Annotated in this window: 11 protein-coding genes, 1 tRNA gene and 1 riboswitch; of the genes, 10 read left to right on the forward strand and 2 right to left on the reverse strand. The window is 70.9% G+C overall.

The window, feature by feature from the left end:
• The 9 genes from GT030_RS07770 to GT030_RS07810 form a co-directional block, all read left to right on the forward strand.
• Positions 1–1,292: cytochrome P450 (locus GT030_RS07770; protein ID WP_161200446.1), on the forward strand; the 1,292-nt coding region annotated here is incomplete at its 5' end.
• A 123-nt stretch (positions 1,293–1,415) separates the two neighbouring features.
• Complete coding sequence (locus tag GT030_RS07775; protein ID WP_161200447.1) at positions 1,416–2,441, forward strand: transglycosylase family protein; 1,026 nt, start codon at positions 1,416–1,418, stop codon at positions 2,439–2,441.
• Between the two features lie 194 nt (positions 2,442–2,635).
• A riboswitch (cyclic di-AMP (ydaO/yuaA leader) is annotated at positions 2,636–2,814 on the forward strand.
• Positions 2,815–2,818: 4 nt separating this feature from the next.
• Positions 2,819–3,529: a transglycosylase family protein gene (locus GT030_RS07780; protein WP_161200448.1), complete on the forward strand. Its 711-nt coding sequence runs from the start codon at positions 2,819–2,821 to the stop codon at positions 3,527–3,529.
• Between the two features lie 337 nt (positions 3,530–3,866).
• A complete protein-coding gene (eno, locus tag GT030_RS07785; protein ID WP_161200462.1) occupies positions 3,867–5,156 on the forward strand; it encodes a phosphopyruvate hydratase in 1,290 nt (429 codons plus the stop codon).
• Between the two features lie 168 nt (positions 5,157–5,324).
• The gene (locus GT030_RS07790) at positions 5,325–5,801 is read left to right on the forward strand and encodes a septum formation initiator family protein (protein WP_161200449.1); all 477 of its coding nucleotides are present in this window, start codon (positions 5,325–5,327) and stop codon (positions 5,799–5,801) included.
• A 46-nt stretch (positions 5,802–5,847) separates the two neighbouring features.
• A complete protein-coding gene (locus tag GT030_RS07795; RefSeq protein ID WP_161200450.1) occupies positions 5,848–6,405 on the forward strand; it encodes a DUF501 domain-containing protein in 558 nt (185 codons plus the stop codon).
• A complete protein-coding gene (locus tag GT030_RS07800; RefSeq protein ID WP_161200451.1) occupies positions 6,402–7,343 on the forward strand; it encodes a Ppx/GppA phosphatase family protein in 942 nt (313 codons plus the stop codon). Before GT030_RS07795 ends, GT030_RS07800 begins: the two co-directional genes overlap by 4 nt.
• 474 nt (positions 7,344–7,817) lie before the next feature.
• Entirely contained in the window at positions 7,818–9,200 is a 1,383-nt protein-coding gene (locus tag GT030_RS07805; protein WP_078858577.1) for an NAD(P)/FAD-dependent oxidoreductase, read from the forward strand.
• 210 nt (positions 9,201–9,410) lie between these two features.
• Entirely contained in the window at positions 9,411–10,706 is a 1,296-nt protein-coding gene (locus GT030_RS07810; RefSeq protein ID WP_161200452.1) for a class I SAM-dependent methyltransferase, read from the forward strand.
• A gap of 58 nt (positions 10,707–10,764) precedes the next feature.
• On the opposite strand, the gene GT030_RS07815 is transcribed toward GT030_RS07810, so the two are convergent.
• Together GT030_RS07815 and GT030_RS07820 are read right to left on the reverse strand one after the other, a co-directional pair.
• Positions 10,765–13,293, reverse strand: coding sequence for an ABC transporter permease (locus GT030_RS07815; RefSeq protein ID WP_161200453.1), 2,529 nt, complete (start codon positions 13,291–13,293; stop codon positions 10,765–10,767).
• Positions 13,293–14,063: an ABC transporter ATP-binding protein gene (locus GT030_RS07820; protein WP_161200454.1), complete on the reverse strand. Its 771-nt coding sequence runs from the start codon at positions 14,061–14,063 to the stop codon at positions 13,293–13,295. The genes GT030_RS07815 and GT030_RS07820 overlap by 1 nt, the downstream gene beginning before the upstream one ends.
• Before the next feature lie 388 nt (positions 14,064–14,451).
• On the opposite strand from GT030_RS07820, the gene GT030_RS07825 reads away from it, so the two are divergent.
• Positions 14,452–14,535 (forward strand) — tRNA-Leu (locus GT030_RS07825).
• Positions 14,536–14,563: the final 28 nt, after the last annotated feature.

The raw sequence follows: 14,563 nt of genomic DNA on the forward strand, positions 1-14,563 counted from the left end.
CCCAGGGACCCGCCCCGGACCTCTTCACCTGGGAGTTCGCCGCCGACCCCTACCCCGCCTACGCCTGGCTGAGGGAGCACGCTCCCGTGCGCTGGACCAAGCTGCCCAGCGGGGTGGACGCGTGGCTGGTCACCCGGTACGCCGATGCCAAGCAGGCCCTGGCCGACCAGCGGCTCAGCAAGAACCCGGCGCACCACGCCGAGACCGCGCAGGCCAAGGGGAAGACCGGTATCCCCGGTGAGCGCAAGGCCGACCTGATGACCCACCTGCTGAACATCGACCCGCCGGACCACACCCGGCTGCGCCGGCTGGTCAGCAAGGCGTTCACCCCGCGCCGGGTCGCCGAGTTCGCGGGCCGGGTGCAGGAGCTGACGGACGACCTCATCGACCGGTTCGCCGAGAAGGGCTCGGCCGACCTCATCCACGAGTTCGCCTTCCCGCTCCCCATCTACGCCATCTGCGACCTCCTTGGCGTCCCGCGCGAGGACCAGGACGACTTCCGGGACTGGGCGGGGATGATGATCCGGCACGGCGGCGGGCCGAGGGGCGGGGTGGCGCGTTCGGTGAAGAAGATGCGGGGCTATCTCGCCGACCTCATCCACCGCAAGCGCCAGGCGCTCCCCGCCGAGCCCGCGCCCGGCGAGGACCTCATCTCGGCGCTCATCCGGGCCTCCGACCACGGCGAGCACCTCACCGAGAACGAGGCCGCCGCCATGGCCTTCATCCTGCTCTTCGCGGGCTTCGAGACCACCGTCAACCTCATCGGCAACGGCACCTACGCGCTGCTCACCCACCCCGGGGAGCGCCGCAGGCTCGAACTCTCCCTGGCGGCGGGGGAGACCGGCCTGCTCCAGACCGGGGTGGAGGAACTGCTGCGCTACGACGGGCCGGTGGAGCTGGCGACCTGGCGTTATGCCACCGAGCCGCTCACCATCGGCGGCCAGGACATCGCGGCCGGGGACCCGGTGCTGGTGGTCCTCGCGGCGGCGGACCGCGACCCGGAGCGGTTCGCCGACCCGGACCTGCTGGACCTCGGACGCCGCGACAACCAGCACCTGGGGTACGGACACGGCATCCATTACTGCGTGGGCGCGCCGCTCGCCCGGCTGGAGGGGCAGACCGCGCTGGCCACCCTGCTCACCCGGCTGCCCGACCTCGCCCTGGCGGCCGATCCGGCCGAACTCCGCTGGCGCGGCGGGCTGATCATGCGTGGACTGCGCACACTGCCGGTGGAGTTCACACCGGTCGGTCCCAGTCGTGAAAGCACATATGACGGACGTTCAACTATGTGATCTTCACGTGATCTCTGCGGCATGAACTTGTGACAAGTGTTCGTCTGGCGCTACGTTCACCCATCAGTGTGGCGCCGAGCACCACTCGCCACGCCGTACCGCTGTCGCACGAAAGGCAACTGCATGCTCTCCGGGAACGGTAGGCACCGTCGCCCCCGCCAGGCTCCGGCGCTCCTCGTCGCGGCCGGCGTGACCACGTCCGCCATCGCCATCCCGCTCCTCGGGGCGGCGAGCGCCAACGCGGCCGACGGCACCACCTGGGACAAGGTCGCCGAGTGCGAGAGCGGTGGCTCCTGGAGCGCCGACACCGGCAACGGTTACTACGGCGGCCTCCAGATATCCCAGGACGACTGGGACAAGTACGGCGGCACGCAGTACGCGGCCAGCGCCGACCAGGCCAGCCGTTCGCAGCAGATCTCGGTGGCCGAGAAGATCCTGGCCGACCAGGGCACCACCCACTGGGCCACCTGCGCCCTGCTCGCCGGACTGACCTCCAACTCGGGCTCGGTGGACGTCGACACGGGCGTGAGCGAGTCCCCGTCCGCCGGCCAGGGCGCCCCGGGCAAGGACGCCGGCAAGTCGAGCGAGACCCCTGAGACGGGTGCTTCGTCCGATGGTTCCGACTCGTCCGGACTGGGTAATTCCTCCCCGTCGTCCGACTCGTCCGACTCCTCCGCCAAGGAGACCGGCAAGCCGTCCCCGAGCGCGAGCGAGAAGGACGCCGCCGGCGACGCCCAGAAGGACACCGGGGCCTCCCGCTCCGACGCGTCCGCGCCCCCGGCCGCCGGGCACGGCTACCGGGACGGCGGTTCATCCTCCAGCGCCCCCGCGGCGGAGGACGACGAGTCGTGGGAGGACGGCGGCTCCTGGAGCCTCGTCGACACCGGCGACCTCGGCGGCGGCCGTCACCGCGGCGGCAGCGCCGACGAGAGTGTGACGGCAGGTCAGCACACGGCCGCCACGGGCCGCCACGCCACCGCCTCGCCGGGCACCTACACCGTCCGCGACGGTGACACCCTCGGCTCCATCGCCGACTCCCTCGACGTGGACGGCGGCTGGGAGGCTCTCTACTCCGCGAACAAGCAGGCCCTCGGCGCCGACCCGAACCATGTCGACCCGGGTCAGACCCTGAAAGTGCCGGGCGAATAGGACTGCGAATAGCGGCATTTGACGCCCCGCTATCCTCTTATATGTCCTATTTGGCGAAAGTGTGGGATGACTCTCAGAAGACCCGATCGTCTTTGAATTTCGCCGCGAGGCATGTCTACGGTCGGGACCGCTCGTCACCACGAGCCCCCGTGGCCGCAACGCCGAATCCTGCCAGCGGCCGTCGGGGACAACCGTCGCGTCAAGCGCCGTAGGCAGGAGCGGGGGACCCAAGGTAGGTGCCCGAACCGGTGTCTGACACCGGGACGGGCTTGGGGTGGAGCCACGCCTTCCGGAAGTACCGGGGAGGGGTGGCCGGGCAACTCAACCGGCCCGAACCCGACAGCTCACCTCGCAGGCGTCGGTGAGGGGATCGATCCATGCTGTTTTCCAGCAAGGGCAAGCACCGTCGCCCGTCCAAGACCGTCCGTGTCCTCGCGCTCGCCGGTGTCGCCGGCGCGGCCGTCGCGGGCCCGGTGATGGCGTCGGGCAGCGCCTCCGCCGCCACCGGTTCCGAGTGGGACGCCGTCGCCCAGTGCGAGTCGGGCGGCAACTGGTCCATCAACACCGGCAACGGTTACTACGGCGGGCTCCAGTTCTCCGCCTCCACCTGGGCCGCGTACGGCGGCACGCAGTACGCCGCCACCGCCGACAAGGCGAGCAAGGGACAGCAGATCACCGTCGCCGAGAAGGTGCTCTCCGCCCAGGGCAAGGGCGCCTGGCCGGTCTGCGGCACGGGTCTGTCCAGCGCGTCGTACGGCGGTTCCGCCGCCCCGGCGAGCCCGGCTCCGTCCACGGACACCAAGACGGAGGACAAGGCCGCGGCCGACACCTCCGGCCGCGCTGCCGACGACCAGGCCGCCTCCCGCTCCACCGAGCGTCCGGACGCGAGCAAGACCGTCACCACGCCGACCGGTGGCAAGGTCAAGAAGGGCGACGGCGAGTACAAGGTGGTCAAGGGCGACACGCTCAGCTCGATCGCCGCGAAGCACAAGGTCGAGGGCGGCTGGAAGAAGCTGTTCGACCTGAACAAGGACATCGTCGAGAAGGCCGACTTCATCTTCCCCGGCCAGATGCTCCACCTGAAGTAACCGCGACCCGCTCGGCGGCCCGGTCCCCGAACCGTCCGGCCCCCGAGCTTCCGGTCCCCTGACGGACCCCCCGCCCCGGTGCGCGTTCCCCCCGCGCGCCGGGGCGGTGCGCGTTCCGCGGCCGGCCCGTCCGGCGCACCGGCCCGCGCGGCGGGAACCTTTGCCCAGAACCCTTTGTTCCGGACGGGAACAATGGGTACCGTCTCCCTGTCCCACCCCGTCCACGAGGCGGTCGGTCGACGGCCGACGCCCCTGGGACGGTTAGGCTCTAGAGGCAAGGCATGCCATCCGGCGCACGCCCCGCACTCATCGCGTCACATCCATGAAGGAGATGCTCGTGCCGTCCATCGACGTCGTCGTAGCCCGGGAAATCCTGGACTCCCGAGGCAACCCCACGGTCGAGGTCGAGGTCGGCCTCGACGACGGCAGCACGGGTCGTGCCGCCGTCCCGTCCGGCGCCTCCACCGGTGCCTTCGAGGCCATCGAGCTGCGTGACGGTGACCCGAACCGCTACCAGGGCAAGGGTGTCGAGAAGGCCGTCCTCGCCGTCATCGAGCAGATCGGCCCGGAGCTCGTCGGCTACGACGCCACCGAGCAGCGCCTGATCGACCAGGCCATGTTCGACCTGGACGCCACCGACAACAAGGGCTCGCTCGGCGCCAACGCCATCCTCGGCGTCTCCCTCGCCGTGGCCCACGCCGCCTCCGAGGCCAGCGACCTGCCGCTCTTCCGCTACCTGGGCGGCCCCAACGCGCACCTGCTCCCGGTGCCGATGATGAACATCCTGAACGGCGGCTCGCACGCCGACTCCAATGTGGACATCCAGGAGTTCATGATCGCCCCGATCGGCGCGGAGTCCTTTTCCGAGGCGCTGCGCTGGGGCACCGAGGTCTACCACACCCTGAAGAAGGTCCTGAAGAGCAAGGGCCTGTCCACCGGGCTCGGCGACGAGGGCGGCTTCGCCCCGAACCTCGGCTCCAACCGCGAGGCCCTCGACCTCATCCTCGAGGCCATCAAGGAGGCCGGCTACGCCCCCGGCGAGCAGATCGCCCTCGCGCTCGACGTCGCCGCGTCCGAGTTCTACAAGGACGGCACGTACCTCTTCGAGGGCAAGGAGCGCTCCGCCGCCGAGATGACGGAGTACTACGAGGAGCTGGTGGCCGCCTACCCGCTGGTCTCCATCGAGGACCCGCTGTTCGAGGACGACTGGGCGGGCTGGAAGGTCCTCACCGACCGCATCGGCGACAAGGTGCAGATCGTCGGCGACGACCTGTTCGTCACCAACCCCGAGCGCCTCGCCCGCGGCATCGAGGAGGGCGTCGCCAACGCCCTGCTGGTCAAGGTCAACCAGATCGGCTCGCTGACCGAGACCCTGGACGCCGTCGAGATGGCCCAGCGCAACGGCTACAAGTGCATGATGTCCCACCGCTCCGGCGAGACCGAGGACGTCACCATCGCCGACCTGGCCGTCGCCACCAACTGCGGCCAGATCAAGACCGGTGCCCCGGCCCGCTCCGAGCGCGTCGCCAAGTACAACCAGCTCCTGCGCATCGAGGAGATCCTCGACGACGCCGCGGTCTACGCCGGCCGCAGCGCCTTCCCGCGGTTTCGCTCCGCGAACCAGTAGGCAGAGCAAGGGCTGACACCCCGGCGGGGCCCGCGCGAGCCGGTCCCGCCCGTCGCACCTACGTCCCCGGACCCGGTCCCGTACCGTGTCCGGGGACGTACGCGCGTATGAGCACGGCGCGAGACGCACAGCAGAAGACGCACAGGCACAGTGGAGGCGGAGAGCCAGATGGCCGCGAGGGACCGGGACCGTTTCTCCACCACGACCAGGCTGCGGCTGCTCGGTGAGCAGACGGCGGCCCGCGTCTACCGCTCCCAGACCAAACGGCAGGCCCGCCGCTCCCGCCTCACCGGCCGCGCCGCCCTGCTGGCCCTGGTGCTGTGCTCGATGATCGTGGCACTCGCCTACCCGATGCGGCAGTACGTCTCCCAGCGCGCCGAGATCGCGGACCTGAAGCACCGCCAGGAACAGGCCCACGCCCGCGTCGAGCAGCTCCGGGACGTCAAGGCCCGCTGGCAGGACGACGCCTACGCCGAACAGCAGATCCGGCGCAGGCTGCACTACGTGATGCCCGGCGAGACCGGGTACGTCGTGATCGACCCGGGCGCCGCCCAGCAGTCCCGCACCGACCGGGGTGCCGCACACCGGCCCTGGTACGCCAACGTCTGGGACGGCGTCGACAAGTCCGACGCCTCCGACCAGTGACCGGCACCCGCCGGTGACCGAGAGAAAGCCACTTACGGAAGCAGTCATGGAAACGCCCCCGCCCCCCACCCCGCGCACCGAGCCCACCGAGGCGGACATCGCCGCCTTCGAGCTCCAGCTCGGCCGCCCGCCGCGCGGCCTGCGGGCCATCGCCCACCGCTGCCCCTGCGGCCAGCCGGACGTCGTGGAGACGGCGCCCCGGCTGCCCGACGGCACGCCCTTCCCGACGACGTACTACCTGACGTGCCCCCGCGCCGCCTCGGCCATCGGCACGCTGGAGGCCAACGGCGTCATGAAGGAGATGACCGAGCGGCTCCAGACCGACCCGGAGCTGGCCGCGGCCTACCGGGCCGCGCACGAGGACTACATCCGGCGCCGGGACGAGATCGAGGTGCTGGCGGGCTTCCCCAGCGCGGGCGGCATGCCCGACCGGGTGAAGTGCCTGCACGTCCTGGTGGCCCACTCGCTGGCCGCCGGGCCGGGCGTGAACCCGCTGGGCGACGAGGCCATCGCCATGCTGCCCGAGTGGTGGGCGAAGGGCCCCTGCGTGGTGCCCGGCGCCTGCGCGGCGGTGGCCGAGTCCGGTGCGGAGGAGGCGCGATGACCCGCGTGGCCGCCGTGGACTGCGGCACCAACTCCATCCGCCTGCTGGTCGCCGACGCCGACCCCGAGACGGGTGAACTGACCGACCTGGACCGCCGGATGACGATCGTCCGGCTCGGCCAGGGCGTCGACCGCACCGGCCGTCTCGCCCCCGAGGCGCTGGAGCGCACCTTCGCCGCCTGCCGGGAGTACGCCGAGGTCATCCGCGAACTCGGCGCGACCAGGGTGCGGTTCGTCGCCACCTCCGCCTCGCGCGACGCGGAGAACCGGGACGAGTTCACGCGCGGGGTCGTGGACATCCTCGGCGTGGAGCCGGAGGTCATCACCGGCGACCAGGAGGCCGAGTTCTCCTTCACCGGGGCGACCCGGGAGCTGTCCGGCGGCGACCACCTGGAGAAGCCGTACCTGGTGGTGGACATCGGCGGCGGGTCCACCGAGTTCGTCGTCGGCGACGACCACGTGCGTGCCGCGCGGTCGGTGGACATCGGCTGCGTGCGGCTGACCGAGCGGCACCTGGTGCACGACGGCGAGGTCACCGACCCGCCGGCGCACGAGCAGGTGGCCGCCATAAGGGCCGACATCGCGGCCGCGCTGGACCTGGCCGCCGAGACCGTGCCGCTGGACGAGGCGCGCACCCTGGTCGGGCTCGCGGGCTCGGTCACCACGGTGGCCGCCATCGCGCTGGTGCTGCCGGAGTACGACTCCGCGCGCATCCACCACTCCCGGATCTCGCGGGCCCGCGTCCGCCAGATCACCGAGTGGCTGCTCAGCTCCTCGCACGCCGAGCGCGCGGAGATCCCCTGCATGCACCCCGGCCGGGTGGACGTGATCGGCGCGGGCGCCCTCGTGCTGCTCTCGATCATGGAGCGCACCGGCGCCGAGGAGGTCGTCGTCAGCGAGCACGACATCCTCGACGGCATCGCGTGGTCCATCGCCTGATCCCCGGCGACCGCTCCGACGCGCGCACTGGCACGGCTTGTTACCGTCCAGTAGTGTGCGGCTGAGCAGCCTGGACGACGTTTGAGCGCCTCCGCGGGGCGGCTGACACGCCGCTTCGCGGGGCTCTCGCCACAACCTTCGTGAAGTTCTTCACAAGGAAATCGGTCCCGGTGGGGGACACAAGGGTCCGCATTGGCCCGTTCGGGGTCCGGACGGCCCCTGGAGCATGATCACGACCGTATTGCGTCAGGGTTTCGCGGGGATGTCCGGAGCGGCTGCGCGGGGGTCGCCTGAGGGGTCAAAGAGGTCGGAAAGCCAGCTCAAGCGGCATTGACAACGGGTCGGGATCACGTGGGGTTCCCCCTTGTGAACATGACCTGCGTCACGCGGGTGGCGGAGGATAACACACCCCCTCTCCGAGCTTGTGAAGGGGCGCACGAGCTACCCCCCTGGGGCGGGTGGATACTCGATGGCATGAGCACCACGGAGCGTCCCAGGATCCTCGTAGTAGGCGGTGGGTACGTAGGCCTGTACGCAGCTCGGCGCATCCTCAAGAAGATGCGCTTCGGAGAGGCGACCGTCACGGTCGTCGACCCCCGGTCGTACATGACCTACCAGCCCTTCCTCCCCGAAACCGCCGCCGGCAACATCTCCCCTCGCCACGTCGTCGTACCGCTGCGACGCGTGCTGCCGAAGGCGGAGGTCCTCACCGGCCGGGTCACCACCATCGACCAGGACCGCAAGGTCGCCACGATCGCCCCCCTCGTGGGCGAGGCGTACGAGCTGCCGTTCGACTACCTGGTCATCGCCATGGGCGCGGTCTCGCGCACCTTCCCGATCCCCGGCCTCGCCGAGCAGGGCATCGGCATGAAGGGCATCGAGGAGGCCATCGGCCTGCGCAACCACGTCCTGGAGCAGCTCGACAAGGCCGACTCCACGACCGACGAGGAGATCCGCCGCAAGGCGCTCACCTTCGTCTTCATCGGCGGTGGCTTCGCGGGCGCGGAGACCATCGGCGAGGTCGAGGACATGGCCCGCGACGCCGCCAAGTACTACAAGAACGTGTCCCGCGAGGACATGCGCTTCGTCCTGGTCGACGCCGCCGACAAGATCCTCCCCGAGGTCGGCCCCAAGCTCGGCCAGTACGGCAAGGAGCACCTGGAGAGCCGCGGTGTGGAGATCTACCTCTCCACCTCGATGGACTCCTGCGTCGACGGCCACGTCGTGCTGAAGAACGGCCTCGAGGTCGACTCCGACACGATCGTCTGGACCGCGGGCGTCAAGCCCAACCCGGCCCTCACCCGCTTCGGTCTGCCCCTCGGCCCGCGCGGCCACGTCGACTGCCAGCCGACCCTCCAGGTCACCGGCACCGACTACATCTGGGCCGCGGGCGACAACGCCCAGGTGCCCGACCTCGTCGGCCGCAAGGCGGGCAACGAGAACGCCTGGTGCCCGCCGAACGCCCAGCACGCGCTGCGCCAGGCCAAGGTGCTCGGCGACAACGTGGTCTCCGGCATGCGGGGCTTCCCGCAGAAGGACTACGAGCACGCCAACAAGGGCGCCGTCGCGGGTCTCGGCCTGCACAAGGGCGTGGCGATGATCGTCATGGGCAAGATGAAGATCAAGCTCAAGGGCCGTCTCGCCTGGTACATGCACCGCGGTTACCACGGTCTGGCCATGCCGACCTTCAACCGCAAGATCCGCGTCTTCGCGGACTGGACCCTCGGCATGTTCCTCAAGCGCGAGGTCGTCGCCCTCGGCGCCATGGAGCACCCGCGCGAGGAGTTCTACGAGGCCGCCAAGCCCGCCCCGGTGGCCGCCGCGCCGAAGACCGAGGAGAAGGCCAAGGCGAGCTGACCTCCGGTCAGTTCCCCCCACCCGGCTGGACCCTCACGCAGCCCGACCCGAAGGACCTTCCGCCATCCGTGGTGCGGGAGGTCCTTCGGCGTTCCCGAATCACGCCCCCTGTTTTGCCCTGTCGTAACCCCAATGCGGGACTGTGCCGGGTACGGCACGGTGTTTACGTGGTAACGGACATCCGGGATCGTCGTCTTGGAGGTGTGCGTCATGGCCGACGCCGCGTCGCGCTTGGTGAGTGTTGCCGAACAACTGCTGGGAGCGCCCCTCCCGGTGCGGGTACGTGCCTGGGACGGCTCCCAGGCCGGGCCGCCGGGGGCTCCCGTGATCGTCGTACGCAACCGGCGCGCCCTGCGCCGCATGCTGTTCAAACCGGGCGAACTGGGCATGGCCCGCGCCTGGGTGGCCGGAGACCTGGACATCGAGGGCGATCTGTACACCGCCCTCGGCGCCATGGCCGGCCTGCTCTGGGAGCACGACGACGAGGGCGGCGGCCGCTCCCTCGCCGACACGGTGCGCGACCCCGCGGCGCGGGCCGCCGTCCGCGACCTGATCCGGCTGGTCGGGCCCCCGCTGCCGCCCGCCCCGCCGCGCGAGGAGGTCCGCCGGCGGCGCCACCTGCACACCCGCCGCACCGACAAGCGGGCCATCAGCCACCACTACGACGTGGGCAACGACTTCTACTCCCTCGTCCTCGGCCCGTCCATGGTGTACTCCTGCGCCTACTGGGAGGACGACGGCTCCCTGGAGACCGCCCAGCGCGACAAGCTCGAACTGGTCTGCCGGAAACTCGGCCTGAAGCCCGGTCAGCGGCTGCTGGACGTCGGCTGCGGCTGGGGCTCGATGGCCGTGCACGCCGCCCGCGAGCACGGGGTGAGCGTCGTCGGCGTCACCCTCTCCCAGGAGCAGGCCGCCTTCGCCCGCAAGCGCGTCGCCGACGAGGGCCTCACCGACCGCGTCGAGATCCGCGTCCAGGACTACCGCGACGTCCGCGACGGCCCCTACGACGCGATCTCCTCCATCGGCATGGCCGAACACGTCGGCGCCGAACGCTACCTGGACTACGCCCGCGACCTGTACGGCCTGCTCAGGCCCGGCGGACGCCTCCTCAACCACCAGATCGCCCGCCGCCCCCAGCAGGACGAGACGGCGTACGAGGTGGACGCCTTCATCGACTCCTACGTCTTCCCCGACGGCGAACTCGCGCCGCTGGGCACCACCGTCACCATGCTGGAGCGCGCCGGGTTCGAGGTGCGGGACGTGGAGTCGCTGCGCGAGCACTACGCCCGCACCCTGCGCGCCTGGGTGACCAACCTGGAGGGCGACTGGGCCCGCGCCACCCGGCTCGCCGGGTTCGGCCGCGCCCGCGTCTGGCGGCTGTACATGGCCGCCTCCGCGCTGGCCTTCGAGCGCAACCAGATCGGCGTCAACCAGGTCCTCGCCGTCCGCACCCCGGAGACCGGCACCTCGGGCCTCCCGGCGCGCACCCGCACCTGGCACGCCTGACGAACGACAATGGGGCCCCGTTCCGAACCCGGAACGGGGCCCCACGACTGCGCGAGCGCTACTCGGCCTTGATCGCGCCGAGCACGTTCAGCCGGGCCGCCCGCCGGGCCGGCCACAGTGCCGCCAGCACACCCACCAGGGCCGCCAGCAGCAGGAACAGCACCAGCCGGGACCAGGGCAGCACCAGCTCGTAGGTGGCCATCTTCGTGCCCAGGAGCTCACCGGCCGCCCAGCCGAAGAACACGCCGAGCCCGATGCCCAGCACCCCGCCGAACAGCGAGATGACCAGGGACTCCAGCCGGACCATCCGCTTCACCGACCCGCGCTCCAGGCCGATCGCGCGCAGCATCCCGATCTCCTGGGAGCGCTCGAACACCGACATGGCCAGCGTGTTGATGACGCCGAGCACCGCGACCACCACGGCCATGCCGAGCAGGCCGTAGACCAGGTTCAGCATCAGCGTGAAGACCTTGGCGATGCCGTCGGTGATGTCCTGCTTGTCCTGCACCTGGATCGCCGGGTTGGAGCCGAGGGCCTTGGCCAGCCGGTCCTTGGCCGCGTCCGAGGCGCCGTCCGCCGTGCGGACCAGGACCTGCATGTCGGCCGGGGCGCGCAGGTGCGGGGTGAGCACCTTGTCGTCGATCATGATGCCCCGGATCATCTCGTTGCCCTCGTACACCCCGGCGACGGTCAGCGTGGCCCGCTTGCCGTCCTCGAAGTGCGCGGTGAGCTTCGAACCGGCCTTCCAGCCCTGCTCCTTCGCCCGGTCGGCGTCCACCACGATCCGGGTGCCGGACACGTCGAACGTGCCCTGCTTCACCTTCAGGTCGGTCAGCTCGCCGATCGCGGAGCCGGTGACACCGGTCAGGAACTCGGTCTCGCCGCCGATGCGCGAGGCGCCGTTGCGCAGCGGGCTGGAGGCGGCGACCCCGTCGGTGGCGGCCAGCTTGGTGGCCACGTCGGGGGAGAGCGGGGTGTGGTTGGCCATCGAGACGACGTAGTCCGCGCGGATCGAGGCCGCGGCCATCTTGTCGATCGACTTCTGCAGGCTGCCCGCCATCACCGTCATGCCGGTGATCAGGGTCAGGCCGATCATCAGCGCGGACGCGGTGGCCGCCGTACGGCGCGGGTTGCGCACCGCGTTCTGCCGGGCCAGGCGGCCCGAGACGCCGAACAGGCGCAGCAGCGGGGCGGCGGCCGCGATCAGCGGGCGGGACAGCAGCGGGGTCAGCACGAACACGCCGATGATCAGCAGGACCGCGCCGAGGCCCATCGCGCCCTGGCCGGTGTCGGTGTTCATGGTGGTGGCCGCGAACACCACGGCCGCGCCGGCCGCCGCGAACAGCGTGCCGATGGTGTTGCGCACCACCAGCGAACGGGTGGTGGCGGTCGCGTGCACGCTGCTCATCGCCGCGACCGGCGGGATCTTCGCGGCCCGGCGGCCGGGCAGCCAGGCGGCGAGCACGGTGATGACGATGCCGACGGCGAGCGCGGCGACGACCGTGCCCGGCGTGACCACGAGCGGCCCGTCCGGCATGCTCGCGCCGAAGGAGTTCAGCAGGGCGCGCAGTCCGGCGCCGATGCCGACACCGGCGGCGAGTCCCGCCACGCCCGCGACCGTGCCGACCGCGAGCGCCTCGGTGAGCACCGAGCGGGTGACCTGGCCGCGCGAGGCGCCGACCGCCCGCAGCAGGGCGAGTTCCTTGGTGCGCTGGGCGACCAGCATGGTGAAGGTGTTGGCGATGATGAACGTGCCGACGAACAGGGCGATGCCCGCGAACACCAGCAGCGCCTGGCGCAGACCGCTCATCGACGCGGAGATCTGCTCCGCCTGGTCGGCGGCGAGCTTCTCACCGGTGGTGGTGCTGACCTGGCCGGCCGGGAGCGCCTTGTCCAGCGCCGCCTTGAGGGCGCTCTGGCTGGTGCCGGGTGCGGCGGTCACGTCGATCTCGTCGTACGTGCCCTTCTTGCCGAGCAGGGTCTGCGCGGTGGGCGTGTCGAAGAGGGTGAGGCTGCCGCCCGCGGCCACGTTGCCGTCGTCGGTGGTGAAGACGCCGGCGACGCGCGGGGTGAGGACCGGGCCGTCGACCGAGAGGCGGACGGTGTCACCGACGCCGTAGCCGGTGCGGCGGGCGGTCTCGGAGTCGATCAGCAGCTCGCCCTTGCCGTGCGGGGCGTGGCCGGAGACGAGCTTGTACCGGGGGTCCTTCGTGCCCCAGTAGTTGCCGCCCATGGACTGCCAGCCGTCGCCGACCAGCTTGCCGTGCTTGTCGGCCAGCGCGGTGAAGCCGCTGACCACACCGGTGGCGGAGGCGGCGCCGGGCACCTTCTCGGCCTTGGCGAGCAGCGCCGGGGTCAGGTCCGGGGTGGAGCCGACCCGGTCGCCGCTGGCCGCCTGGTGCTTGGCCCGTACGGCCACGTCGACGCCGTCGAAGCCCTGGGCGGAGCTGTTCTCGAAGGCGCGGGAGAGGGTGTTGGTGAAGACCAGCGTCCCGGACACGAAGGCGACGCCGAGCATGACGGCGAGCACCGTCATCATCAGCCGGGCCTTGTGCGCGAGGACGTTGCGCAGCGCGGTGCGGAACATCAGCTCGTACGGCCCTTCGCGTCGAAGCGCTTCATCAGGTCGAGGACCGAGTCGGCCGTCGGGTCCTGGATCTCGTCCACGATCCGGCCGTCGGCGAGGAAGACCACCCGGTCCGCGTAGGCGGCGGCGACCGGGTCGTGGGTCACCATGACCACCGTCTGGCCCAGCTCGCGCACGGAGTTGCGCAGGAAGCCCAGCACCTCGGCGCCGGAGCGGGAGTCGAGGTTTCCGGTCGGCTCGTCACCGAAGATGATGTCCGGCTTGGAGGCCAGGGCGCGGGCCACGGCGACGCGCTGCTGCTGGCCGCCGGAGAGCTCGGAGGGGCGGTGCGACAGGCGTCCGGACAGGCCCACCATGCCGATCACCCGGTCCAGCCACTCCTTGTCGGGCTTGCGGCCCGCGATGTCCATCGGCAGCGTGATGTTCTCCAGCGCGGTCAGCGTGGGGAGCAGGTTGAACGCCTGGAAGATGAACCCGATCTTGTCCCGGCGCAGCCGCGTGAGCTGCTTGTCCTTCAGTGCGCCCAGCTCGGTCTCGCCGATGCGCACCGAGCCGGAGGAGAAGGAGTCCAGCCCGGCCACGCAGTGCATCAGCGTGGACTTGCCGGAGCCGGAGGGGCCCATGATCGCGGTGAACTCGGCCTGCCGGAAGTCCACGGAGACCCGGTCCAGGGCGACCACTCGGGTCTCACCCTGTCCGTAGATCTTCGACAGCTCCGCGGCGCGCGCGGCCACGGCGGTGGTCCTGCCGGTGGTGGGTGTGGTGGTCACGGGGTGGTGCTCCTGTCGGACGGGTCTCGGGGGTCTGTTCCCATGGTTCCCGTTCCCGGCGGCCATTCGGTCAGCCGCTGTTCCCGTTCCCTACCGCGACTCCGGTCGGACGGAGCCGCTCCGTGTCATACCTGGGGAGGACGGCCGACCCTGAGGGGGCGTAGCACCAGGAACAGGGGGACCGCCCTTGTTCGGTAGGTGAAATTCCGTCATTCCGCGTACGGGTGCGCGGGTGTCCCGGCAGGCTGTTGGCAAGTGCGGATGGCTCGTTCCGTGGTCTGATGCACCCTCAGACATCAATAAAATAAGACAACGTCGGTCCGTTCTTCCGCTGTCCGAGTGAGCCCTCCCGATAGGCTCTGGATCTCGAATGCGGAGCCCACGGCCTGCCCGGATGGTGGAATGCAGACACGGCGAGCTTAAACCTCGCTGCCCCTTCGCGGGCGTGCCGGTTCGAGTCCGGCTCCGGGCACATTCCCTTGTCGTGACGGGCCGGCCGA

Origin of the sequence: Streptomyces sp. SID1328, assembly GCF_009865595.1 — a bacterium.
GTDB lineage: Bacteria > Actinomycetota > Actinomycetes > Streptomycetales > Streptomycetaceae > Streptomyces > Streptomyces griseoluteus.